Here is a 23,277-nt window from a genome sequence, read left to right on the forward strand (position 1 = left end):
GAAAAAGCTCGCGGGAGACGGGCCTTTTCAAAAACGAGCGGAGATGCTACACTAATAAAAAATCTGATGTTCGATGGTGATCGAATGAATAACCAATATTCTATTGGAATCGAATGGTCTGCTGCCTATGAATGCATCATCAGCCTGTATGCGTACATTTACGAAAAGGAACGAAAGCATTTGCAGCTTGGCGTCTCCTGGAAGGAAGAAACGAAGCAACAGCTGCCCACAGCGTTCGCCCAAGAGCTGGAGGATGAGCGCTGGGAGGTGCTGCATAGACTGGTGCTATTGGTCGCGCAAGCCCCGGAGAAAAAGTCGGTGGCGGACTTTCTCGGCTGGCTGGAAAAGCTGCCTCCCGGAGAAATTTACGAGCTGCTCGCTCCATGGGTAGAGACGATCCCGCTCAATCTCGGTGAAATCCGCGATCATAGCGTGTCGCTTTTGGCGCGATGGAATGAGCATTATTTTTCCCGGATCTCGCCAGCCATTGTCACGAGTCTGGAGCGAAGCGCGGCGGAAATGACGGAGTTGGCGGGAAAAATGACCGCGATCGAGCTGATCGACCATGCGTCAAACGGCATCTGGATCGAGCCTATGCCCGATTTGCAAGAGGTCGTGCTCATCCCGCAATATCACTGTGCGCCTACGTCCGTTCTCGATTTTTACCGCGGACTTGCCACGTGCTTGTATCCGGTCAGAGATGCCGGACAAACCGAGCCGCAGCCATTGCTTGAGCTTCTGCCGCTTGCCCAGTGTCTGGCGGATGAAAAAAGGCTGCACATTTTGCGGTGCCTCGCTGAAAAAAAAAGTACGCTGGGAGAGCTGCAAGAGCAGGTGTCGCTCGCCAAAAGCACGGTCCACCACCACGTCACGGCGCTTCGCCGGGCTGGACTGATTCGCGCGCACTATAACGGCAGCACAACGATTGCAGCCTACAGCTTGCGCGAGTCATTCGTCGATCGTCTGCCTGTGCTGCTGCGTTCCTTTTTGCACAGGGAGGGAGCAAGGAGAATGACCGATGAATAAGTGGAAAAAAGTTTGGGAGGCGTATCACCCGATTGTGCATCTGCTGATGGCGGGCACGGTGTTCGTCAGCCTGACGCAATCGATGAGCATGCCGTTTCTGGCGATTTACTTGAGCGAGACGACGACGCTGACGCCTGCCTACATCGGGTTGATTATCGGCGCGGGGCCTTTGGCGGGCACAGTTGGCGGCTTCCTCGGCGGGATTTTGTCGGACTTGTTCGGCAGGCAAAAGCTGATGATTTTTTCCATGGTATTGATGGCAGCAGCTTTCGTCGGTTTCGTCTTTTTCGGCAATCTGCTGGTGCTTTTGCTGATCAGTTTGTTGATGGGTTTGTCGGCGTCTTTTTACGGAACGGTGTCGAAGGCGATGATGGGCGATTTGACGGAGGAAGGGAAACGGTTTCGGGTGTTTTCCAACCGCTATTTGGCGATAAACCTCGGAGTGGCTATCGGGCCGATGCTGGGAGCGTTTTTAGGCATTGCGGGCAGCGGGATTGCTTTTATGCTTACGGCGTTCTCCACGCTTTGTTTTGCGGCTGTGCTTTGGATCGTGTGCCAAAAGTATCGCGTCTCAGATGGCGATGCTGGCGGGCAGGCGACAACAGAGAAAGCGAGCTTGCAGCAAATCTGGAGCATCTTGAAAAAAGACGTGGCTCTGCTGTCTTTTGTCGTGGGCGGAATTTTGCTGGTGACGGTTCATGGGCAGATGTCTGTTACGTTGTCCCAGTATTTGCGTGAAAACATAACGGAAGGCGTCGCCTTGTTTGGCGTGTTGATGAGTGCCAACGGCTTTACGGTGCTGCTGTTGCAAGTGCCTCTGACGCGACTGGTTGAGCGTTATTCCTTGTTTTCGCGGATTGCAGCGGGAGCGGCGCTGATGGCAGTCGGAGAGCTGGGCTTCGCCTTTTCGGCTACGTGGAGCTGGTTCGTAGCTGCGATGATCGTCTTTACGTTGGGAGAAATTTTGATCGTGCCAGCCGAGTACGCGCAGATCGACCAAATCAGCCCGGCGAATATGCGCGGCACCTATTACGGAGCACAGAGCGTCAGCATGCTCGGCAGCTTTCTCGGGCCGTGGGCGGGCGGAATCGTGCTGCACGCATACGGCGGGCCGACGATGTTTGTCATGATGGGCGCGATTGCCATGGTCAGCTTGGTCTTTTACTGGTTAGGCCGCCGCCTTCATGAGCAGCGAAGCATGCAAGAGAGTGTACAAGTGAAAACTGTCAGCTAGTCAAACAAAAAGAGTATTGCCTGTATTTGTAAAAAGGTATATACTGGAACTCAAATCTTTTCACTAGGGGAAATGTTGATGTCGGCGTTTGTGCTTAACTAATCCAATTGGATAAAGTTCTCCCATTTTTTCGCAAAAAGCCATCTAGCAAGTGGTTTGTTTGTGATGGGAACAGGGAGAGCTTCATTGGTTAAGAACAACGGTCATCGACCTGCCCAATCCGATCAGTCGCCGGAACCGTGCTCTTTTTGCACGGTTTTTTTGCATCAGCGGCTACGATTTTTTCTGCGCACCCAAGGCAGAGGGGAACCATGTGTTCTTCGCTGCCTTTTTTTCATGCAAGTGGGTGTGTCCGCTTGCGGTCATCACTTTGCTCCTCAGATAAAGGGGAAGCACTATGACCGCTTCGGCGCAGGGAGAGGGAGGCATATCCCTAATGAAAAGAGGCGTACACATGCGCAACTATATAGAAGAAACGTATCGTCAAGTTCAATTGCAGGAAGGGCCGCAAGTGATTGAGCAGTTCCTGCTGCATTGTTATTTTCAGCCGGGCTTGCCTGGCAAAGAGTTGGCGCGAAAAGTCATGCTGCCTGTTCCGGTGGCGACTGCAATCAAAAAAGAACTGATCAAGGCCGGGGCGTTGCAAGCGAGAAACGGCTTGGCTTGCACGGAAGACGGCTTGGCCTACGTGGAAAATGGACTTGGGTTCGGCGGGCTGGACCGGACTTTGTACAATAAGCTGATGCAAGACGAGTCGGCCTGGAAAAACGAGCTGGCGGACGTGTACAACGAGTTGGAGAGCATCTTGTCCGAGCGGCCGCAAGTGAATGTGCAGCTCGATCAGGCAAAATGCACGGCAGAGACGAGTATGCGCCGGGCGTTGCTTTGTCTGCGGAACCATGCGCTTGTCGGCAAGAAAGTATTGTGCGTGGGCGACGACGACTTGGTCAGCGTGTCGCTCGCCCTTTTGCTGAAACGGTTGTTTCCAGGAAAAGCGGGGGGCGCAGGCAAGATTGAGGTTGTCGATATTGATGAACGCTTTTTGCAATATATCAGGGATGTAGCGCAGCAGCGGAACTTGGCGATCCAATGCCATCACGCTGATTTGCGCGAGCCGCTGCCTGCGCGGTTGCATCGTCAGTTCGATTGCTTTTTTACCGATCCGCCGTATACGCTGCAAGGGATGTCCTTGTTTTTGTCACGGGGAATCAGCGGTTTGCAGCCGCGCAAAGGACTGCCTGTTTTTTTGTCTTTTGCGCACAAGTCGCCCGATTTTACGTTGCAGATGCAGCAGAAGTTCGTGCAGGCGGGATTGAGCGTCCGGGAAGTTCTCAGTCATTTTAACGAGTACGAGGGGGCACAACTGCTGGGCGGAAAAGGCCAGATGATCGTGCTCGTCACTACCGAGCAGACGGCTCCAATCGTGAAGGAAGCGTACAGAAAGCCGCTGTACACCGGAGAAGAAGTGCGTTCACAGCGACTGTATCGCTGCAAGCGCTGCGCTCAGGTGGCCAAGGTTGGGGCCAACGAGCGGGTGAAAACGATTGAAGCGTTGAAAAGCAAAGGCTGCCCGCGCTGCCGACAGACGAGGTTTGAACTGATCTCTCGCTGTAGCGTCGCACGTCATGCTGATCATGATTGATTGCCCTGTGGCTCGGTTCGATCGCAGAGCTGCCCATAGGTGCGCTGACCGAACGTCATGCCGAGCACGACTGATTGTCCCGCGACTGGCATATGGTAGTGGTGAGGAGGGGCGAGCTATGGCTTACGAGAGAGCGTTCGTTGTTTTGCGGATGGCGACTGGCGTGCTGTTTTTGCTCCATGGTCTGGCGAAGCTGCAGCGGGGGATGGGGGCGGTCAGCGAAATGTTTGGCGATCTCGGCTTGCCGGGGTGGCTTGCTTTTCTGGTGCTTGCCATCGAGCTGATTGGCGGACTGGCCTTTTTGCTGGGGATCGGAGCGAGCTATGCGGCGTGGGGACTGGCAGGGGTTATGGCCGGAGCGATTGTGACGGTGAAGTGGGAGAAAGGGTTCATCGGCGGGTATGAACTGGATCTGATTTTGCTTTTGGTCGCGATCTATGTCGGCCTTAAACCGACAAAAGCAAGACCCGGTTAAGCCAGAGTGGCGCAGCCGGGTCTTTTGTGATCAGTTGTCCGTTTCCAGATGCTCGTAGCTGCTCGCGGATACGTGGTCGAGCAAGAACGTTTTTGCATCGCGGTAGTAAAGATGCAGCTCGTGCATGGCGCGTGTGCAAGCGGTATAAAACAGCTTGCGTTCGCTTTCCCGGCTGTAGCTCTTGGCAGAAGCGTCGTATAGGATGACGGCATCGAACTCGACCCCTTTTGCCAAGTACGACGGGATGACGAGATTGCCTGTATCGTAGGACAAGGTAGAAGTGGTAATCAGACGAATCGGCAAAAGCGCAGCGAGACTCTGATGCGCTTTCTCGGCTTCCGCAGCTGTTTTCGTAATGACGGCAATCGTCTTGTGTCCGTTTGCCGACAGCTTTTTCACCCGCTCGACAATCTGCTGTGTAAGCTCGGCGTCGCTGTGTACCTTCGTCACGGTCGGCATCCGGCCATCCCGGTTGAAAGGCTCGATCTGCTCGCCGCCTGCGACCAGCTGCTTCGTGAACCGGACAATCGGCAAGGTAGAGCGGTAGCTTTTCGTCAGCACGAATGTTTCTGTCTCTTCTGGTTCAAAGAGCGAGGAGACTGTGCCGAAGCTTTCGTCGTGCGCAGCATGCGCGTAAATCGCCTGATTCCAGTCGCCGAGCACGGTCATTTTGGCGCGCGGAAACAAGTTTTTGATCAGCGCAAACTGAAACGCCGAGTAATCCTGGGCTTCGTCGAGAAATACATGGCGGACGAGATTGTTCGTCTGCTTGCCTTCCAGGCGCTCCTGCAAGTACAAATAAGGCGGAATGTCTTCCTGTGTCAGCTTGCCTTGATCCAAGCACTCCAGGGTCAGCGAACAGATCGCGGGCCATGCAGCTGAACTCAGGGACGGCTCATCCGACAGCAACTGGTCGAGCAGCGCCTGGTCGGCATACATTTGGCGATAAGTGGCCTGTATATCAATAAATTGCAGCGAAGCAATCGAGTCGCGAACCGGCTGAAAATGCTGTTTGACCACCCGCTTTGCCAGCAGCTCCTGCTCGCGGTCGAAGTCGTCGAAAGAATCGTCGCGAAACTGCTTTTTGCGGCGAAGCTGCTGATAGGCGGCTACATAAGCATCTTTATCGAGCAATTGCACCTCGTCCTCGACCCACGGTTTACTGCGCTCGCGCCGTTCCAGCTGTTTGACTTCCGCGAGCAAAGCTCGTGCCACCAGAGCCATCCGGTTCGGGATCGGCAAAGAGGTGTCATGGGAATAAAACAGCTCCTGTATGTGCGCGGCGGAAATAAGCGTGCCCTGGCGAAACGAAATCGGACGGAACACGATGCCTCCTCGCATGAGGCGATCCGCGTACTGATTCATCACGCGCAGGAAAGGAGCGGACGATTTGCAGCGAATCGCCGCAAGCCTTGCCTCGTAGTCAGGCTCGTCATGGGCGGTAAGCACGTACTCCATTTGCTCCAGCGAATTTTCCAGGGAAAAGGAATCGCCAAGCCGATGCTGGGCGTACTCTTGAAAAGTCGTTTGCTGCATGTTTTCCTCGCCCAGCTCGGGAAGAACCGTCGAGATGTAGCTGTTGAACAGCGAGTTGGGGGAAAACAGGACGATCTGCTCTGCGGTCAAAGTCTTGCGATAGCGGTAGAGCAAATAGGCGACCCGTTGCAGGGCGGCCGAAGTCTTGCCGCTGCCGGCTGCCCCGGAGACGATCAGCAAGCGGCTTTTTTCGTTGCGAATAATCCGGTTCTGGTCACGCTGGATCGTGGCGACGATGCTTTTCATTTGCGAATCGGCTTGCTTGCCCAACACTTCCTGAAGCAGCTCGTCGCCGATGGTCACGCCAGTATCGAACATGTGAAGCAGTTGCCCATCGCGGATGATATATTGCCGCTTGCACGTAATCTTTCCTGAGACGACCCCGCTTGGCGTGTCATAGTGAGCCGGGCCGGGGGAATAGTCGTAGTACAGGCTGGAGATCGGTGCCCGCCAGTCATAAATGAGAAAATGCTCGTCGTTTTTGTCCAGTAAAGAGGCGATTCCGAGATAAATGCGTTCTGAACCAGGCTCGGTTTCTTCGTGAAAATCAATCCGGCCAAAATAGGGAGAGTGCATCAATCGCTGCATGGTACGCAACTGATTCTGGGCATGACGCTGGCTGCGCTCCCGCTCCGACAATACTTCAGCTTGCTGCTTGATGCTGACGTACGTCTCGATCGCCTCGGTGGCATCCTCGAAGTTGACGGTCACATCGTCCCAAAAATGCTTGCGGATTCCGACGATATCTTCACTTACGACTTGTACCTGCTGTTCGAGGTCGGTGATCCGGTTGCTGATTTCAGTGATGACTGTCTCAACCCGTTGCTGTTCGTTTTGCCTTTCTTGATCAGTAGCGCTCATGGTACCGCTCCTTTTTCGTTCCCCTTTTTTGATCTGAAGGTTTGACAAGGATGTTGCAATGTGGTAAGATTATATTGGAGATAGAATGATAGTTTTTTCGAAAGTCACCTACAGACCAATTCCCATTGTAGCAGAGGGTCTATAGGTTTTCAACATGTAAAAAAATAGTAGCCGATACGACGAAGACGGGGCGATGCCTGTGTCTTCGTTTTTTTGCTTTCAGGGGCAGTTATGGTTATGGAAAAGAGGGCGGGGAAAAAGCGAATGGCTTTTTCCCTCCTATAACGGGTGCTCCCACCAGTTCATGTAAACATAAAAAGCCGGTTGCTCGCCTGTATCCGGGACGCGAATCGTCAAGGCCATTCCCGGGCCGATGATCCACTGGCCGTTTGGTTGCTCGCCCGCTGTCGCCATGGGCGGGACGATGCGGATCGAGGCGAAGACTCCGTCTGGATGGCCGGGTGGATGGTCTGATCCGTACATGATCTGTCCTTGAGCCGCGGGACAGGCAGCAAGCTGGATGTAGCCGGACGTCACTTGCGCCGATGCTTTGGCTTTGGCGATGCCAGCTGCTTTGCCAAACCAGATGTGCGCTTCGAGAGGGCAAGCTTGCGGATTCGTGATCAGCCACTGGTTTACGTATAAAAGCACGCCAGAGCGAAGCGGATTGACCAGAGAAGCGAAGCCGTGCTCGCCGTCTTGAGCGACTATTTTTTCCGATTGCCCGAGGAAGTGCTTGCATGGATCGGAGATTGGCATCGTGTATGGGGCGGGCATGTTGCGGTTCAGCGGCGCAGTGGGCGGAGGTGTGGGAAAGGGAAAGTAGCCCATCTGCATGTAAATATCAGGAAGGCCGTAATAGTAGGAGGAGTTGGTCATGTTTTTTTCTCCTTACCGATTCAGTAGTGCCAGCCCTACAGCATATGGCATTCGTCTATTCGGGGTGCGGCGCTGCTTCTTTTACAGAGAAAAACGCCCAAACAGCGAGCGTTGGGCGTACGATGACGTCTGAAGTATGGAGCGGTTACGATACGGCTTTCCAGGCGTGGAAGGCAAGCAGTGCCCAGCCAGCGAGAAACAGGACGCCGCCGATCGGGGTAATCGCCCCGAGCACTTTGATCCCGGTCATGGCCAATGTGTAGAGACTGCCGGAAAAGATCACAGTTCCGGCTGCGAAGCACCATCCCGCCCAGACAAGCCCGGAAGAGTCCGGATACCATTTGAGCAGCAAAGCGACGAGCACGAGTGCCAGAGCGTGAGTCGTCTGGTACGTCACTCCCGTATGAAAAATGCCAAGCGAATATTCATCCAGCTTTTCTTTCAGGGCGTGGGCACCGAATGCTCCAAGCGCAACCGAAAGAAAACCGCTGACACTGCCGAGCAGCAAAAACAGCTTCATGCGTCATTCACTCCTTCAGATAATCGAAATCAGGCACAAATATCCATTATTATTGTACCGCACAAGGATGAGCTATGCCCAATTGCAATTTGATGAACAGTGTGTTGGACGAACGTACAGACCGCTTGTCAGCCTCTGACATAGAGTGAAGTATTGCAGCGGTTTCATTTTTAGGCTGTTGCATAGGGAGGTGACGTGGACATGAACAAATGGCTTTCCTTGGCTGGCGGTCTGCTCGGCGGCTATGCTTTGTTGAACACTCCGTTGGACGGCACGTTTTTGAACGGGCTGAATCCAGTGGTGGACGGCATTGGCCTGATCGCTATGCTCGTCTTCTCCGGTGCTCTTATTTATTCGGGCGTGCGTGACTGGTTCCAAAAATAAGGACGACACGCAGGCGTGAACAAAGCGAAGGCGTCTCCTGGATGGGGGCGCTTTTTTATTTGGGGAACAAGTTCTTGCCAGCCTGGCGATTTAGAAGCATATTGATTCAAGCGTGGCAAAGCAAGTAAGCTAATTGCCTTATCTAACATCGCTGCGTGCATTACATATTTGTGATATAGGGCTAAAGAAATAGACATATTGGAAATTTTCAATTAAAATATTCTGGAAATGAGGATCGCCTGAATTATGTTCATTTGACCGAATTAGGAGGAGCAAAAAATGGCAACTCTTGAAGATGTAGTAAGCGTTTTGGTGGAAATACTAGGTGAGATCAAGGTTTTAAATGAGCGCGTGGATAAGATCGAGGACTATCTTATTGATATGACAGTTGCTGTTGAGTCGATTAAGAATATTACAGAAAGCATAGACGATAATGTCCATACTATAAAATTAGATATTGATTCAATCGACAATACTGTTCAAAATATTGATATTTCCGTCGGCTAAAGGCATTAAAATCTTAGACCGATTGTGTATAGGGTTGTCCCGAAAGTCAGATGTCTGATTTTTGGGACAGCCCTTAATTATGCTTTTATCCACGTGTATTACTGGAAAAAGGTGGTAGCTGGGGATGAGAAGCAAGCAAAGAGCTTATTGGAATGGGCAAAGCCTAAGTTTCCAGAAAAATGGTTGGCTTGGCATTATCGCTCGCAGTACGAAGAGCTAATCAATTTTTCAAACTACGCATTTTATGACAAACGAGTTCAGATAGCACCTACAGTATCAACGGACAAGAAATCGAAGCCTATCGAATTTATACCTGTTAATGGGCATTGGTTAAACCGATCAAACAGACTGGAAGCCGAGCAGATCGTTGAAACAGTACCAATTCCTTATCGAAGAAGCCAAAAATCGAAAAAATGGTGAAGAGAATGTCGGGCTTTTTGTGAAAAATATTGAAAATGTTCAGGGGGATGAACGAGATATTATCCTTTTTTCAGTTGGGTATGCCAAAGATATCGATGGAAAAATGGTAAGTCAATTCGGCCCATTGTCACGTGACAGTGGGGAAAATCGATTAAATGTGGCTAGTTGCGCGGGAAAGGGATATATACAGACAAAGATTTTTAGAAGAAAAGGGATGGGTTATTCATCGCATTTGGAGTCGAAATTGGTGGATTTCAAAGGAAAAAGAGATGGCTAAGATTGAGAGCGTACTTGAACAATTAATGAGCACAAAAATACAAAGAGTGTGAGATAGCATGACATATGAGGGCTTTTAAGTACCCAAGAATAAAGAATGACTAAACTCGATGAAGGCGTTTCCTCAAAAGGAGACGCTTTTTTGTTGTCAAAACACTTCCCTGCCACTCCAACCGTTTTTTCCAAGAACCGTGGCGTCTTTTCTCCACTTGCCCCATATACATAAAGTAGGCTTTGGCGAATGGAGGGGGAAAGGCAATGACAGGCGACGAGCGCAAAGAACTGGAGCGATCCATTGACGAGATCACGGAGATAGCCAAGGGGTTCAACCTTGATTTTTATCCGATGCGATACGAAATATGCCCGGCAGACATCATCTACACGTTTGGCGCGTACGGCATGCCGACCAGGTTCTCGCACTGGAGTTTTGGAAAGAGCTTTTACCGGATGAAACTGCAATACGACCTGAACCTGAGCAAAATTTACGAGCTGGTCATCAACTCCAACCCGTGCTATGCGTTTCTTCTGGACGGCAACTCACTGATCCAAAACAAGCTGATCGTTGCCCACGTGCTGGCTCACTGCGACTTTTTCAAAAACAACATGCGCTTCTCCAATACGAACCGCGATATGGTCGAGAGCATGGCGGCGAGCGGCGAGCGGATTCGCCAGTACGAGATCGAGCACGGCAAGGAAGCGGTCGAGAACTTGCTGGATGCGAGCCTGGCGATACAGGAGCATATTGATCCGAGCTTGCTGCGTCCCAAGCTGAGATGGAAGCGGGAAGGGGAAGAGCCACAGAAAAAAGCGAAGTATGAGCGGACATCGCCTTACGATGACCTGTGGGGACTGGATCGCAAAGAAAAAGTGGAGGCTGATCCCGCCAAGCAAGTGCGCAAATTCCCGCCGGCTCCGGAAAAAGACTTGCTGCTGTTCATCATGGAGTACAGCAACGTGTTGGACGATTGGCAACGCGATGTGCTGACGATCATCCGCGACGAGATGCTCTACTTCTGGCCGCAGATGGAGACGAAGATCATGAACGAAGGCTGGGCGACCTACTGGCATATGCGCATTTTGCGGGAGATGGAGCTGACGGAGGCGGAGACGATTGAATTTGCCAAGCTGCATTCCTCAGTCATCCAGCCGTCGACGACAAGCATTAACCCGTACCATCTCGGCTTGAAAATTTTTGAGGACATTGAAAGACGCTGGGACAATCCAACGCAGGAAGAGCAGGAGCGCTTTGGCCGCAAGCCGGGCGAAGGGCGCGCCAAGCTGTTTGAGGTGCGCGAGCTGGAATCCGACATCAGCTTTATCCGCAACTTCCTGACGAAAGACTTGGTGAGCGACCTCGACCTGTACATGTTCGGCAAGCAGGGCAACGACTGGGTCGTAACGGAAAAACAGTGGGAGCAAGTACGCGACGGTCTGGCCGGGACGCGAGTAAACGGCGGCTTCCCATATGTGCTGGTGCATGATGGCGACTATTTGCGCTCAGGAGAGCTATTGCTCAAGCACCACTTCGAAGGCTTGGAGCTGGACGTGAAGTACGTCGAGAAGACGCTGCCTTACGTCTACACCTTGTGGGGAAAAAATATCCACCTGGAGACAGTCGTGGAAGACCGGCAAGTCATGTTCACCTATGACGGCAAAAAGGTGCATCGCAGGTTTTTGTAAAAAAGGCAAGCCGTACGTCCGGGGATGATCCAGCCGGGGGTGCGGCTTTTCTGCTTGCTGCCAGCAGGATTTGGTCCGCCCGTTGTGGAAATTTTCGCAAAGCAAAAGCGATCTACCTACTTCCCGGGAGGTTCTCCACATGATAAAGCACGTAGCAGTAATCGGATCAGGTGTAATGGGGCATGGCATCGCCCAGCTATATGCGTTGGCGGGTTTCTCTGTTTCGCTTTACGATTTGCAGGAGGAACTATTGCACAAAGCAAAAGCGAGCGTGGAACAAAGTCTGGACTTGCTGGAAAAAGAGGGAGTCATTACGGAGCAGGACAAGTCCTCTGCACTGGAGCGGATTGTGCTGACTACCGATTTGCAGCAAGCAGTGGCTGAGGCTGATGTGATTACGGAAGCTGTGCCGGAAGTGATCGAGCTGAAATGGCAGCTGTTCGCCCAGTTGGAGCAGTTTGCCAAGCCGGAGGCGATTATCGCTTCCAATACGTCTACTTTCTCTATCGCGCGGCTGATCGAAAAGGCAAAGTTGCCGCACCGTTTTATCATCACTCACTTTTTTAATCCGGCGCAGCTCGTTCCGCTTGTCGAGATTGTGCGTCACGAGCAAACGGCAGAGGAAGTTGTCACAGCGACAGTCAAGCTGATGGAACGAATCGGCAAAGCTCCCGTGCTGCTGAAAAAAGATGTGCCTGGCTTTATCGCCAACCGCCTGCAAACGGCGTTGATGAGAGAGGCGTTTCATTTGCTGGAGGAAGGCGTGGCGAGTGCGGAAGACATCGATACGGTAATGAAAGCAGGCATCGGCTTTCGCTGGGCGTTCGTCGGGCCGATCGAGACCGCTGATTTTGGCGGGCTGGATACGTGGCAGCGCGTCATGGACAATTTGGCGCCGGAACTGGATCAATCTATTACGGCTCCACAGATTATTAGCGAGCACGTGAACAAAGGCGAGCTGGGCACCAAATCAGGCGCAGGCATCTACTCGTACGAGCACGTCTCAGTCGCGGACAGGCTGCACGCAAGAGACGAGCAGTTCATCCGGCTGACCAAGCTGAAAAACGAGCGATAAACAATAGGGCAAAAGCAATCAGGAAAAAGTCGGGGGATATCCCGGCTTTTTTTCTAGCCTTTTTTTCGCCCGGAAACGCATGCTGCTGCCCTTTTACAGGCAATCCCGGGTATCAAAGCCGACAAACTTTATCGTCTTTTTACTAAAAAAGCATTAGGCAGTTACCGATATTAGTCATTAGGACTTATAACGATTGTCCTTTTTTATCCAAATTCAACAAGGAAAGAAGATGAACAGACTTGAACGTAAGACAGCTAGAATGGATCAAAAGCTTCAAAACCAAGTTGATTGTGACGTTTCTGTTGATCCTGATTATCCCTTCCCTCGTGGTTGGAGCCTTGTCTTTCCAGGAGGCCAAGCAGGAAATTGAGAAACAGATCATGACAAGCGCGAATGAAAATGTTTCTCTCGTAAATTCGATCATCTCCAATACGTTTGAGCCGAAAATGAAAGACGCTGACTACTTGGCGAAAGTGATCAACAAGAGCATGTATGCAGCAAGTGACAACTCGGAGGCTGTGAAATTCCTCGATATTTACATGGGGATGAACCCGGAAGTAGCGAGTATCAGTTTAGGGACGGAAGACGGGAGTTACATGCGCTCGCCCAGACAGGAAGTGAAGGCAGACTTTGACCCGCGTACCCGCGACTGGTACAAAATCGCGATGGCGAGCAAAGGCAAAACGATTATTACCGCGCCGTACATTTCCGCCGTTACGGGTGAAGTCATCGTAACGATTGCCAAAGCGACGGATGACGGCTCTGGAGTCATCGGCATTACGCTCGGCATTGAGCAAATCAAAAAAGTGGCCAGCAGCGTGAATATCGGCACGAACGGTTACGTGATGGTGTTGGATGGAACCAAGAAGTACGTTGTGCACCCGGAAGAGACTGCGGGAGAGGAAGCAAAAGAAGCTTTCTATGACAACTTGTACCAGGCGGAGACGGGCCAGTTCTCGTATTCGTTTCAGGATCAGCCAAAAGAAATGTACTTTATGACCAATCCGACTACGGGCTGGAAAGTAGCTGGTTCGATGCTCCGCTCGGAAGTGGATGAGGCTGCCCGCCCGATCTATACGCATACGCTTTGGACGATTGCGGTTTGCTTGATCGTGGGCGGGATGATCATTTTCGTGATTTTGCGTTCGATTATTGCAAGCATTCGCGAGGTGAAAGAGCATGCGGTCCGGGTCAGCCAAGGCATTTTGACCGATTCCATCGAAGTGCGCACGAGCGATGAGCTTGGCGAGCTTGGCCGCGCGTTCAACATGATGCAGGAGCATTTGCGCACGCTCATTTCCGATGTGGAAGCGCGAGCCGAGCAAGTTGCCGCTTCGTCCGAGCAGTTGACGGCAAGTGCCCAGCAGACAAGCATTGCTACGGAGCAAGTGACGAATGCGGTTCTGGAAGTGGCAGGAGGGGCGGAAAAGCAGACCGCAGTCACGGAGCGCAATGTGCACTCTCTCCAGGAGGTGTCGGAAGGAATCGTCCAAATCACGCAAAGTGTCCAGGTTCTCGCGGATATCGCTACGAAAACGACGGAGCAGGCGGATGAAGGCGGAAGCTCGGTGCAGCAAGTCGTAGGGCAAATGAACTCGATTCATGCTTCCGTGGAGAAATCCGATCAAATGATAAAATCGCTGTACGACCGTTCCAAAGAAATCGGCTCGATCTCGGAAGTCATCAGCGGCATCTCCCAGCAGACCAATTTGCTGGCGCTCAATGCTGCGATCGAAGCAGCCCGCGCTGGCGAACACGGAAAAGGCTTCGCCGTCGTCGCGACCGAAGTGCGCTTGCTGGCAGAGCAATCCCAGGAGTCAGCCAAGCAAATCGTCGAACTGATTGCAGAAATTCAAAAAGAGACGAGAGCCTCGGTCGATAACATGGAGAAAGTCAGACAGGATGTGGCTGAAGGCTTGGCTCTCTCTACGGAAACGATCCACAAGTTTGAGGAAATCGTCCAGAGTACCCGCCAAACGAATCCGCTCATCGACGAAGTATCAGCCATTGCGGGACAAATCGCAAACGCGGTGCATGAAGTGACGACAGCTGCGAACGATCTGGCGCAGATTGCGAGAGGCAATGCCGAAACTGCCGAGGAAGTAGCGGCTTCCTCCGAAGAACAGCTCGCCTCCATGGAGGAAATTTCCTCGTCGGCGCAAGCGCTGTCGGTGTTGTCCGAGGAATTGAAAGTGTTGATTAACAAGTTTACGTATGAGTAAAGGCAAAATTTCCAGGTAGGGAGATAGAAGCTCAAAATATACGAAAAGAAACAGGCCCTTTTTAAAAGCTGCCTGTTTCTTTTTGTGTATGGTTCGAAAAATGACAGCTCAAAACTAATAAACAAAATACAACAACAAAAAGATAGAAATGGATACGACCAGGCCACCTATCGCAGTTGTGTAAGAAGCAGTGCGTTTAGTAGAAAGCTGAGCAAGATAAAAAAATATTGAACCGCAAATCGTAATTACAAATGTAATCATTTTGAACGGCAATAAAAACGAAAGAACGATGGAATACGCCAATCCAAGTAGTGCGAATAAAACGATATTAAGCAATACGTTGTGTGACTTTTTTCTTGATAAATTCAAATATAGTGCCAATCCAAAAAGTGCTCCGACAAAATTTAATACAATAATGTAGCCTTGAAGTATATAGTATGTACCGCTATCATCTACTGGTACTACTCCTTCTCTACTTACTACATAAAAATAAAGTAGAATACTTGCAACGAATAATGAACAGCCTGCACCTCTAAAGTAGGTTAGCACTATTGCACCTCCTTGGTATTATTTTATATAAAAATAGTATTATATTACATTTGTTACAATAATAAATAATCTTGTTTACCTAAATAGAAAAGTCCTCCTTTAACCACAGTGTAATTGTCCGAAGAAAAACAGCAACCGACAATAAGCAGACTAAGAAAATCCAGCCGGGACAAGACGCGTGGGAGAAAATCAGCTGAGTAGCCAGCCGTTAGCCATCAAGCCGTTTCTAAAACAGGCTCAGTACAGTTTAAGAGAGCGTAAAAAGTTTTGTGTAAATGGTTAAACTCCCCATTAAGGAGATGATCATTTATGCAAGACAACAGAGACATGACGATCAAGTAGTTAGCGAAGGATTAAGACGTACACGCCATGCTTAAAGATTTGTTTCGTGACACCATCCAGCAGTTGTTTGAAGCATAAATAGATGACCATTTGGGCTATAACAAATATAGTACCGAGGGCAATCATTCAGGAAATAGTCGGAATGGGTATAGTAAAAAGACGCTGAAAACAAAGTTCGGTAACACAAAAATTCGTGTACCTCGTGGCCGTAACAGCGAATTTAAACCTCACATTGTGAAGAAGCATGAAACCACCGCAAATGGTTGTATATCACAACTGGCCATCCATTTTGGAGATCGATTGTAAGGCACATAACCCAACGGTTGAGTCGGCTTGACATGGAGCCTAGTATGAGCGAATGTTGCACACATTACTAATATATATTATATTTGTCATATTATGTAAATTTCTTGTGGAGGCATAAATTATGAAGTTGAAAAGTGTTGTGCTGAATTTAATGGTCGTAGGTGCAATATCTATTTTGCCACTATCTAATACGATCATTGCTGAAGGAAAGGAAAAGGAGGACAAAGTGCGTTATGTTACTCCGATTGATGAAGATGAGTTCTGGGATAGAATGGAGATTCAAAAGCGAATACCTGACTTGATTGAGTATTTAGAAAAAAAGTTTGATGATAACTATGCGGGGCTATACGTTGATCAAGAACATGGAGGAATAATTCATATTGGTTTCCATTCTATCCCTCAAAAAGATGAGTTGAATAAAGTTAGAGACATATTGGGGGAAGATGTTGAAGTTGAATATGATGAAGTAAAGTATTCCAAGGAAGACTTGGATAAAGTTGTTGAAGAGCTTTCGGTGAACATTGATAGATTCGAGAAGAATGTTGCAAGCATCTCTTCTAGTTTTAAAGATCAGTCTGTAATCGTAGGTTATACTGAAGATGAAAGTGAGGCAAAAGATAGTATAGAAAAAGGGTTGAACAAAAAATCGATTCGAAAAATGACTATAGATGAGTCACTAATTAAATTTGAACAAACAGAAAAAATTGAGCCTAAAATAGATAGAGCACAAATAAAGGTTAGACCAGTACCGGGAGCAGCTCAAATGAATTATTCAGGAAGCGGTTTTTGTACAAATGGCTTTTCAGCAAAAGATTCAAATAGTTCTACTTACTTTTTAGTTTCAGCAGGACACTGTGCTGATAATACAGGGCAACAAGTTTTACAGAGCTACAATAAAGACAATTTAATCGGCACTGTTCATAAAAAGATATTTTACTGGGGTAGTTCAGTAGATGTATCCCTGGTCAAAGTTAAATCTGATTTAACAACTCACAACATCTTAACTACATCAGGAAACAATTACGATGAAGCAGGATACCAAATCATTGGTGAGCAAATCAACGATTGGGAAGGTATGGGAGTATGCACATCATTAGGTCAATCTGATACTCAAATGTGTGGATTTGTACAAGGAACGAATGAAAGTGTATATGCATTAGGCAGCCATTTAAAAAACCAGAAAAAGGTTTCGCTTAAAGTTGTAAATGGAGACAGCGGATCGCCAGTTGGAGTACCTGATTCTAAAAACACGAAAAAACTATACTTATATGGAATTGTATCTGCTGCTAGATCTAATGAAAGTGTTACCTATTTAACTTATATTGGCAATATAAAAGCAGAAACAGGCATCAAAGTAATAACTGGTAAATAGTTCCAAAATACTAACCCGCGCCTAAGAGAGACTCATAAAATGGGCGTGGGTTAGTAAGGAGGTATATTCTATGAGGAAAATAATAGAATACTTAATAATATATTTGATTACTGGGACTTTCGTGTTTCTTGGAAAGGTATTTGTTTATATGCTAGGTGATGAACAGGCGTTTGGAGAATCCGCACTTTATTACTTTTGCAATTTTATATATTACGTTGTGGCATTCTATATTATTTACATTGGTGTCAAAAGGTTACGATTAAATAATGCAAGTAAAACAAATAGAGTAATGGATGTTTCAATATTTATAATCTGTGTTTTTTTAGTGTATTGGAGTGCAAATGTGTTTATCTCAAATTATGTTGTTTATCTTGTATAGAAAGTAATAGGGTCTGACCAGTATTTTGGTAAACCCTTTTGAAGCATAGAACTAACGCAAGCAATGCCCGATCCGATCAGGGAAGAAAACGGAGAGTTGAAGGAGCATTTGCCCCAGTTTTGTACACGCCCCGTCCACTTTCGGGTCACGTCCGTGGTCGCCAAATAGAGCATTTTGAACAGGGCTTCATCCGTCGTAAAAATGCTCTTGCCCTTGGTCACCTTTCCAAACAGCCCCCCTGCTCGCCTAAACGCACAGGGGGGCTGTTTTGGTGACATTTACAAATCGCGTGCGACGTGGGGTTTGCTATAATGACTGGTGCCCCCACCGCCAACGAGGACTCTGCCGCCTTTGCCGAAAATCAGCAGTTTTCTGGAACCGTCCGCCAACAGGACGATGATTTTGGCCTGGTTAGCTGTTGCCGTATAAACGACGTATCCGCTTCTGGACACGAATGTGCGCCAGTTTCTGTCAAATTCCGAGCGCAGAACGCGAGTGGAGTACACTTGGTTTTCTACGCGTGTTGCCGTTTTTTTCATCTTGATGAACACCTCCTGTCCCTTTTACTTTATTCACAAGCGAACAATTGGTTTGGACAAGTGTTGGTAGACGTCGCCTATTTTCGTTGCAAACCAGCACCAGGCGTACTATGATAACAACAAGGATGGCAGTCGCAGACGGTACCAAAGCGAACGGGCCGCCACAAAGGAGTGAGTGAAAATGGCAAAAAGCAGCGCGCGCAAGCATCGGGAAAAATTGGCGCGGGAAGGCAAGCGCAACCCGGAGTTGAACAGGAGCATTTTCGTGTTTGCTGACATGAGACAGCGAGCGACGAAGACAAAAGCGGAGAAACTGAATCAGCACAAGCACAAGAGATCGTTGTCCTATCAAAGTGATGACGGTCTTTTTTATTGCCGTTTTTCTGCCCTCCGCATTTTGTGGTAGCATGTAGCCAAGAGTCAAAAGCGAAGAGGTGAAGTCATGGAAAACTCTCCTTTTACCGTCGAGCGGCTGTTGCAATTGCCTGTGTTTCGCGGATCGGAAATCATGGCCGGACACGCAGGAATCGCCAAAGAAATTTATTACATAAGCTCCGTGGAAATGCCTGATTTGACAGGCTTTTTGCGGCCGAACGAACTGATTATTACGACAGGCTACGCGTTTCGGCATGAGCCGATGCTGCTCTGTCGCTTGCTGGATGAAATGCATCGGATCGGCAGTTCGGCTATCGGCATCAAGACGAGGAGAGTCATTCAGGAAGTGCCTGCCGAGGCGTTGTACAAAAGCAATTTGTACGGTATCCCGCTGTTTGATATCCCGCTGGAAAATTCGTTTATCGACATGACGCATGCGGTGATTGACCAGGTGCTTCAGCGCCAGGCGTTTTTGCTGCGCGAGGTGCGGGAAGTGAACCAGCAGTTTACCAATCTCGTCCTGAATCGGCGAACGACCGAGCTTGTCGTATTGATCGGGAATATGCTCGCTTGCGAGGCGGCTGTGCTGAAAGAGGACGGGGAAATCGAGAGTGCTACGTCGCAGTTTGATGTTAGGCAGATTCAACAAAAGCGGCCGATCCAGGTGGGCAGCAGGGTGATGGGCTATCTTGCCATTTCGCGCGAACTGAAAGAACAGGAACGCTTCGAACAAATGTGCCTGGATCATGCGGTGACCGTGCTGGCGATTGACTTTACGATCCGCCAGTCGCAGCAGCTGCAACGGGAACGAGAGCAGGAGTCGTTTTTGGTCGAGCTGTTTTCCGGTTCTGCCCACCAGGAAGACTTGCTGCGCTACCGGGCCAAGCAACTGGGAATTTCGCTCAGGCAATATCATTACGTAATCGTCATGCGTGTGCAAAGCAAGGTCGAGATGGCGCAAAAGGAACGGGATGAACAGCTTGCGCAGGTGTACCATCTGCTGTTGCAAAAGCTGAACAAGCCAGGGGTGCATGCACGCAAAGGAGTCGTCATCAACGATTCGCTGCTCGTGCTCTGTTCATCGGCTTTTGCCGAAGCGGACAAGCAAAAAGCGGACGCGGAAGCACTCATGAGGGAGCTGGCGCTTCTGCAAGAGGAGTTTTCGGCCCAGTGGCAGCTTGCTGTAGGAATCGGGGGAGCGCGCGAGCATTTGGCAGACGTTCCGGCTAGTTCGCGCGAAGCGTACAAAGCGATTGCTGTCGGAGCCAAGACGCGACCGAAACAGGAAATGGTGCATTATCACGAGATTCTCGTCGAAGACTTGCTGCTGGACAACACAGGCCATCCGGTGCTGGCGGCGCTCACCTCCATGCTGATCGAGCCGCTCGTCCGCTACGACGAAGAGTACGGGACAGAATTGCTGGCGACATTGGGCGCTTTTCTTCAATCGGGAGGAAATACAAAGCGGGTCGCAGAGGAAATGTTCATTCATCGCAACTCGGTCTTGTATCGGCTGGAGCGAATTGGCGAGATTCTGCAAACCGATTTGAATGATCCCGAGGTGCGGTTTCGTTTGGATGTCGCCATGCGAGTCTGGAAAACGCAGGGAGTCGACATTCATTCGTTCGAATAACGACAGGCCGTTTGTGATCGTGCCCAAAAAAGGGTGCGAACTTTTGGGACGCTTCCCATAGGGGAAAGCGTCTTTTTTTTGTTAAAGTGGAAAAACACAGAATAGAAAGAAACGTGGCGCAAAAGGGGGGGAAGCAACAAAGCTTTTGGCCAGCGAACGTGGAGGCGCTTTCATGGCAAAAGGCGAAGCGGATTGGCAATACTAGCCAACAAATAAGTTGGATCGCAAAAAGGCTATTTTCCATTTTTTCTTTTCATCATGATTCATTCAACAAAGGAGGCGCTACTTATGCAAAAAGACAAGACACCACGAGAAAAACATCCCTCCGCATTTGAGCCAATGACGCTTATTCTCAATATCGCCTTGTCCGTATTCGGGGCGATGATCGGGATGCAACTGATTACTTCACTCGGGGTCACACCGAGCACATCGATTATCGGGGCGATTGCCGCGATGCTGATTGCGCGCATTCCGATGGAGATTTTCTCCAAATACCGCTCGACTCATCGGCAAAATCTGGTGCAAACGTCGATCTCCTCTGCGACGTTCGGGGCTGCCAACAGTTTGTTGATTCCGATCGGGATTCCGTTTGCGATGAACATGCCGGAGCTGATTATTCCGATGCTGATCGGGGCTGGACTGGCGATGTTTGTGGACACGGCCCTGTTGTACAAGCTGTTTGATTCGAAAATTTTTCCCGCTTCCGGGACATGGGCACCTGGCGTAGCAACGGCCGAGGCGATTATCGCCGGAGACAAAGGCGGCAAGCGCGGCGTGCTGCTGGGAGTCGGTACAGGCGCTGGATTGTTAGGCTCGTACCTCGGCATTTCGATGTCGGCGTTCGGGGTGGCGTTCATCGGGAACATCTGGGCGCTCACGATGTTCGGAATCGGTCTTTTGCTGCGGCAATATTCCGTTCCGTTGTTCAATCAAGACTTGAACGCGCTGTACATTCCGCATGGCTTCATGATCGGGGCCGGGATCGTCGCGTTGTTCCAGGTAGCTTTTATCATATTGAAAAAGAAAAAGCCTGCTGCGGCCACCGCAGGAAACGCGAACAATCCCGAGGACAGCTACACTCAAAATGAAAAGACGACATCCCGCATCTTGGGGCTTGGCTTCGTCGCATATCTCGTCGTAGCGCTGATTGTTGCGCTTGCAGGCGGATTGATGACGGACATGTCGTTTGGCATGCTGATCGGCTTTCTGTTGTTCGCCGCTTTTGCCGCCTATGTTCACGAGCTGATTGTGGGGATTGCGGCGATGCATTCCGGCTGGTTCCCCGCGTTTGCGATTGCACTGATTACGCTGATTATCGGGATGATGATTGGCTTCCCGCCTGTCGCGCTCGCTCTTCTGGTCGGCTTTAGCGCAGCGACCGGGCCTGCTTTTGCCGACATGGGCTACGATTTGAAAACCGGCTACATTTTGCGCGGCCAGGGCGCAGACGCGGCTCTGGAGGTAGACGGTCGCAAGCAACAGTACATTACCGGATTGATTGCCTTCGGGGTTGCGCTCATTACCGTTGCCTTTTCCTATCAAAGCTTTTTCTCGCAAGGCTTGATTCCGCCAGTAGACAAAGTTTACGCCAGTACAATCGCAGCAGGCACTTCCCCGGAAGTGGCCAAGCAGTTGTTCCTGTGGGCGATTCCGGGTGCGCTCCTGCAATTGATTGGCGGCTCCAACCGTCAGCTCGGCGTCATGTTTGCCACAGGTTTGCTGATTCTCAACCCGAATGCGGGCTGGGCCGTACTGGCGGGAATTTTGATCCGCTTTGTCGTCCTGAAAGTGAAGGGCAAACAGGCGGAAAGCACACTGAGCATTCTCGCAGCAGGTTTTATCGCAGGTGACGCGATCTACAGTTTCTGTAACTCCCTGATCAAATTCGCGAAAAAATAAAGCAACTGGAGGAGAAACGAAATGGCGAAAATCATACTGGATCAAGCAATGATGGAAGCGGCCGTCTACGGCGGAGCAGTCCTTGGCGGCGGCGGGGGCGGCTGGATCGAGGATGGCATGGAGACAGGACGTCTCGCCCTCGAAGTCGGCTCTCCTGTCCTGGTGACAGCAGATGAAATGAATGACGCTGACTTGTTGGCAACCGTTGCGCTGGTCGGAGCGCCTGCTGCGGAAAATCAGTACGTCAAGCCGATGCACTACGTACGCGCTCTGCAACTGCTGGAAAAGACGATCGGACAACCGATCAAAGGAATCATCACCAATGAAAATGGCGCCGGAACGACCGTAAACGGCTGGTTCCAGGCCGCAGTGACGGGATTGCCCGTAATCGACCTGCCTTGCAACGGCCGTGCCCATCCGACTGGTTCGATGGGAGCGATGAATCTGCATGAGGTAGAGGGCTACATTTCCCATCAGGCGGCAGTCGGCGGCAAGGATGAGCTTTACCATGAAGTATGTGTGAGCGGACAGTTGCAGCAGGCGGCAGGTCTGGTGCGCAAAGTGTCGGTCGAGACGGGCGGTCTGGTAGTCGTGGCCCGCAACCCGATCAGCGTAGGCTATGCCCGCGAGCATGGAGCGCCAGGAGCGATCAGCCAAGCGATTGAAGTGGGGCAGGCACTGCTCGGGGCAAAAGGCGAGGCTGCGATCGAAGCTGTGTGCCGAAAATTGGGCGGGCGCATTGTGACGGCAGGCTCTGTAGATGAATGCGAATTGACGACAGCGGGCGGTTTTGACGTCGGGCGCGTAGTGATTAGCGGTCACGAAATGACTTTCTGGAACGAGTACATGACATTGGAGCACAAAGGAGAACGGCTTGGCACGTTCCCGGACCTGATCATGACACTCGACGCCAATACAGCGAAGCCGATTGTTTCGGCGGAAATCGAAAAAGGACAGCAAATTGCCGTCATTCACGTCCCGAAAGAGAACTTGCTTCTCAGCGCGACGATGCGAAACAAACAACTGCTTGCCGCTGTGGAAGGTGCCGTGGGCAAACAAATCCTGCCTTATCTTTTCGGCTAGAAACGATTGATTCCACATCACATCACGAGACAACATCTATGTTCGGATCGAGGAGGAGCAACC

At 50.3% G+C, this 23,277-nt stretch carries 20 protein-coding genes and 2 pseudogenes; 16 read left to right on the plus strand and 6 right to left on the minus strand.

Annotated elements, in window-relative coordinates:
• The first annotated feature begins 84 nt into the window (after positions 1 to 84).
• The 4 genes from EDM60_RS03770 to EDM60_RS03785 all read left to right on the plus strand — a co-directional run bounded on the left by EDM60_RS03770 (position 85) and on the right by EDM60_RS03785 (position 4,377).
• Entirely contained in the window at positions 85 to 1,026 is a 942-nt protein-coding gene (locus tag EDM60_RS03770; RefSeq protein ID WP_122962750.1) for an ArsR/SmtB family transcription factor, read from the plus strand.
• A complete protein-coding gene (locus tag EDM60_RS03775; RefSeq protein WP_122962751.1) occupies positions 1,019 to 2,260 on the plus strand; it encodes an MDR family MFS transporter in 1,242 nt (413 codons plus the stop codon). The genes EDM60_RS03770 and EDM60_RS03775 overlap by 8 nt, the downstream gene beginning before the upstream one ends.
• Before the next feature lie 454 nt (positions 2,261 to 2,714).
• Positions 2,715 to 3,902, plus strand: a complete 1,188-nt coding sequence (locus EDM60_RS03780; protein ID WP_122963245.1) for a bis-aminopropyl spermidine synthase family protein — start codon at positions 2,715 to 2,717, stop codon at positions 3,900 to 3,902.
• A 118-nt stretch (positions 3,903 to 4,020) separates the two neighbouring features.
• Positions 4,021 to 4,377, plus strand: coding sequence for a DoxX family protein (locus tag EDM60_RS03785; RefSeq protein WP_122962752.1), 357 nt, complete (start codon positions 4,021 to 4,023; stop codon positions 4,375 to 4,377).
• Positions 4,378 to 4,407: 30 nt separating this feature from the next.
• Here the strand turns inward: EDM60_RS03785 and helD are convergent, their stop codons facing one another.
• The 3 genes from helD to EDM60_RS03800 all read right to left on the minus strand — a co-directional run bounded on the left by helD (position 4,408) and on the right by EDM60_RS03800 (position 8,173).
• Entirely contained in the window at positions 4,408 to 6,774 is a 2,367-nt protein-coding gene (helD, locus tag EDM60_RS03790; protein WP_122962753.1) for an RNA polymerase recycling motor HelD, read from the minus strand.
• A gap of 279 nt (positions 6,775 to 7,053) precedes the next feature.
• Positions 7,054 to 7,653 (minus strand): DUF6143 family protein, encoded by a 600-nt coding sequence (locus EDM60_RS03795; RefSeq protein WP_122962754.1) that lies wholly within the window; start codon positions 7,651 to 7,653, stop codon positions 7,054 to 7,056.
• Positions 7,654 to 7,798: 145 nt separating this feature from the next.
• On the minus strand, positions 7,799 to 8,173 hold the full coding sequence (locus tag EDM60_RS03800; RefSeq protein ID WP_122962755.1) for a DUF423 domain-containing protein: 375 nt from the start codon (positions 8,171 to 8,173) through the stop codon (positions 7,799 to 7,801).
• A 201-nt stretch (positions 8,174 to 8,374) separates the two neighbouring features.
• On the opposite strand from EDM60_RS03800, the gene EDM60_RS03805 reads away from it, so the two are divergent.
• The 6 genes from EDM60_RS03805 to EDM60_RS03830 all read left to right on the plus strand — a co-directional run bounded on the left by EDM60_RS03805 (position 8,375) and on the right by EDM60_RS03830 (position 14,737).
• Positions 8,375 to 8,557, plus strand: coding sequence for a hypothetical protein (locus EDM60_RS03805; RefSeq protein ID WP_122962756.1), 183 nt, complete (start codon positions 8,375 to 8,377; stop codon positions 8,555 to 8,557).
• A 279-nt stretch (positions 8,558 to 8,836) separates the two neighbouring features.
• Positions 8,837 to 9,064, plus strand: a complete 228-nt coding sequence (locus tag EDM60_RS03810; protein ID WP_122962757.1) for a hypothetical protein — start codon at positions 8,837 to 8,839, stop codon at positions 9,062 to 9,064.
• 575 nt (positions 9,065 to 9,639) lie between these two features.
• On the plus strand, positions 9,640 to 9,813 hold the full coding sequence (locus tag EDM60_RS29045) for a hypothetical protein (RefSeq protein ID WP_233454046.1): 174 nt from the start codon (positions 9,640 to 9,642) through the stop codon (positions 9,811 to 9,813).
• 205 nt (positions 9,814 to 10,018) lie between these two features.
• Positions 10,019 to 11,440 (plus strand): SpoVR family protein, encoded by a 1,422-nt coding sequence (locus EDM60_RS03820; protein ID WP_122962758.1) that lies wholly within the window; start codon positions 10,019 to 10,021, stop codon positions 11,438 to 11,440.
• 139 nt (positions 11,441 to 11,579) lie between these two features.
• Complete coding sequence (locus EDM60_RS03825) at positions 11,580 to 12,515, plus strand: 3-hydroxyacyl-CoA dehydrogenase family protein (RefSeq protein ID WP_122962759.1); 936 nt, start codon at positions 11,580 to 11,582, stop codon at positions 12,513 to 12,515.
• A 239-nt stretch (positions 12,516 to 12,754) separates the two neighbouring features.
• The gene (locus EDM60_RS03830; RefSeq protein WP_122962760.1) at positions 12,755 to 14,737 is read left to right on the plus strand and encodes a methyl-accepting chemotaxis protein; all 1,983 of its coding nucleotides are present in this window, start codon (positions 12,755 to 12,757) and stop codon (positions 14,735 to 14,737) included.
• A 114-nt stretch (positions 14,738 to 14,851) separates the two neighbouring features.
• Here the strand turns inward: EDM60_RS03830 and EDM60_RS03835 are convergent, their stop codons facing one another.
• Positions 14,852 to 15,286, minus strand: coding sequence for a hypothetical protein (locus EDM60_RS03835; RefSeq protein WP_122962761.1), 435 nt, complete (start codon positions 15,284 to 15,286; stop codon positions 14,852 to 14,854).
• Positions 15,287 to 15,643: 357 nt separating this feature from the next.
• On the opposite strand from EDM60_RS03835, the pseudogene EDM60_RS29050 reads away from it, so the two are divergent.
• Together EDM60_RS29050 and EDM60_RS03845 are read left to right on the plus strand one after the other, a co-directional pair.
• Positions 15,644 to 15,907: pseudogene (locus EDM60_RS29050) on the plus strand (transposase); the annotation flags it as partial.
• Positions 15,908 to 16,055: 148 nt separating this feature from the next.
• On the plus strand, positions 16,056 to 17,306 hold the full coding sequence (locus EDM60_RS03845) for a chymotrypsin family serine protease (protein ID WP_122962762.1): 1,251 nt from the start codon (positions 16,056 to 16,058) through the stop codon (positions 17,304 to 17,306).
• Between the two features lie 430 nt (positions 17,307 to 17,736).
• Here EDM60_RS03845 and EDM60_RS29055 read toward each other — a convergent pair.
• Both EDM60_RS29055 and EDM60_RS03860 read right to left on the minus strand, forming a co-directional pair.
• Positions 17,737 to 17,909 (minus strand): annotated as a pseudogene (locus EDM60_RS29055) (IS256 family transposase); the annotation flags it as partial.
• A 54-nt stretch (positions 17,910 to 17,963) separates the two neighbouring features.
• Positions 17,964 to 18,224 carry a hypothetical protein gene (locus tag EDM60_RS03860; protein ID WP_122962764.1) on the minus strand — a complete coding sequence of 87 codons (261 nt, stop codon included), beginning with the start codon at positions 18,222 to 18,224 and terminating at the stop codon, positions 17,964 to 17,966.
• Positions 18,225 to 18,405: 181 nt separating this feature from the next.
• On the opposite strand from EDM60_RS03860, the gene EDM60_RS03865 reads away from it, so the two are divergent.
• From EDM60_RS03865 to EDM60_RS03880, 4 genes are all read left to right on the plus strand, one after another.
• Positions 18,406 to 18,630 (plus strand): hypothetical protein, encoded by a 225-nt coding sequence (locus EDM60_RS03865; protein WP_122962765.1) that lies wholly within the window; start codon positions 18,406 to 18,408, stop codon positions 18,628 to 18,630.
• A gap of 36 nt (positions 18,631 to 18,666) precedes the next feature.
• Positions 18,667 to 20,232: a PucR family transcriptional regulator gene (locus EDM60_RS03870; RefSeq protein WP_122962766.1), complete on the plus strand. Its 1,566-nt coding sequence runs from the start codon at positions 18,667 to 18,669 to the stop codon at positions 20,230 to 20,232.
• A 288-nt stretch (positions 20,233 to 20,520) separates the two neighbouring features.
• On the plus strand, positions 20,521 to 22,131 hold the full coding sequence (locus EDM60_RS03875) for an OPT/YSL family transporter (RefSeq protein ID WP_122962767.1): 1,611 nt from the start codon (positions 20,521 to 20,523) through the stop codon (positions 22,129 to 22,131).
• Between the two features lie 21 nt (positions 22,132 to 22,152).
• Positions 22,153 to 23,214 carry a DUF917 domain-containing protein gene (locus EDM60_RS03880; protein WP_122962768.1) on the plus strand — a complete coding sequence of 354 codons (1,062 nt, stop codon included), beginning with the start codon at positions 22,153 to 22,155 and terminating at the stop codon, positions 23,212 to 23,214.
• Positions 23,215 to 23,277 lie beyond the last annotated feature (63 nt).

Origin of the sequence: Brevibacillus parabrevis (genome assembly GCF_003710905.1) — a bacterium.
Lineage (GTDB): Bacteria > Bacillota > Bacilli > Brevibacillales > Brevibacillaceae > Brevibacillus > Brevibacillus parabrevis.